Below are 1,245 nucleotides of genomic sequence, written 5' to 3'. Positions count from 1 at the left end.
GCGAGATGTCGAGCAGGGGTTGCTATGGCGTTTGCCGCCTGAGGAGGGTGTGGTGGATCTGGATATTCGGTTGCTCTGGAATCGCGAGCAGAAAATGACTCAGGCCGAAACAGTGTTCCTGGACAGCTTCCAGCACCTGCTCAACAGGCATGAGCAGGTGCTGTAGCTTTCAGCGCGTCAAACGTGAGGATCGCTGGGTGGTTTGCTCGGGCTCGCGTATTGCGGCTTCAGATGGCCGTCCTTGTCCAGCAGCCACGCATCCATGATCTGCCGCACTACAGGGCCAGCAACGCGACCGCCGGCCTCGCCGTTCTCGATCATCACCGAGATCACGATCTGCGGATGCTCGGCCGGGGCGAAACCGACGAACAAGGCGTTGTCACGGTTACGCTCGCGGGTCTTCACATGTCCAGCGAGACTTTTTCGCCAAGGCCGAACATCGTCATGTAATCGTGCAGACGATCGATGCCGAGTTTGTGCGCCAGGTCGTAAAAATAGGTGTCGTTGGAACGCATGATCGCTGCGTCCATGTCGACCCAACCGTCGCCGCTGTGATTCCAGTTACGGTATTTATGGTCGAAGTCTGGCAGTTGGTAGTAACCCGGATCGAAGACCCTGGTGGACGCCGTGACCACGCCAGTGTCGAGCCCGGCAATCGCCACTTCCGGCTTGATCGTCGAGCCTGGCGCATACAACCCGCGCAAGACCCGGTTGAACAGTGGGCGGTCAATGGAGTCATGCAGCGCCGCGTACTCCTTGAAACTGATGCCGGTGACAAACAGATTCGGGTCAAAACTCGGTTTGCTGACCATTGCCAGCACTTCACCGGTTGCCGGATCGAGAGCAACCACTGAACCACGGCGGTCGCCCAGCGCGTCTTCTGCCGCTTCCTGAAGCTTTACATCGAGGCTGAGCACGATGTTTTTTCCGGGGATCGGATCAGTGTGCTTGAGCACTCGCAGTACCCGGCCCTGGGCGTTGGTTTCGACCTCTTCATAGCCGACATGGCCATGCAGCTCGGACTCGTAGAATTTTTCGATGCCGGTCTTGCCGATCGACTGGGTACCGCGGTACTCGACGGTATCCAGTGCCTTGGATTCTTTTTCGTTGATACGCCCGACGTATCCGATCGAGTGGGCGAAATGCGCACCCAGCGGGTAGTTGCGCACGAACTGCGGCTCAACGTCGATTCCTGGCAGGCGGAACTCACTGCGGCTCAACGTCGATTCCTGGCAGGCGGAACTC

General features: G+C 58.6%; 1 protein-coding gene and 2 pseudogenes. 1 reads left to right on the top strand and 2 read right to left on the bottom strand.

Going from position 1 to position 1,245, the window contains the following annotated elements:
- A pseudogene (locus AC1DH9_RS30045) lies at window positions 1-166 on the top strand (LysR family transcriptional regulator); the annotation flags it as partial.
- 11 nt (window positions 167-177) lie between these two features.
- Here the strand turns inward: AC1DH9_RS30045 and AC1DH9_RS30040 are convergent.
- Together AC1DH9_RS30040 and AC1DH9_RS30035 are read right to left on the bottom strand one after the other, a co-directional pair.
- A complete protein-coding gene (locus AC1DH9_RS30040) occupies window positions 178-405 on the bottom strand; it encodes a penicillin-binding transpeptidase domain-containing protein (protein WP_477809439.1) in 228 nt (75 codons plus the stop codon).
- Window positions 405-1,245 (bottom strand): annotated as a pseudogene (locus AC1DH9_RS30035) (penicillin-binding transpeptidase domain-containing protein); the annotation flags it as partial. The pseudogene AC1DH9_RS30035 and the gene AC1DH9_RS30040, both read right to left, overlap by 1 nt.

It is taken from the genome of Pseudomonas sp. 05T35 (genome assembly GCF_056396605.1).
The sequence above is the reverse complement of the archived record's forward strand: the minus strand, read 5'-3'. Positions and strand labels throughout refer to the sequence as shown.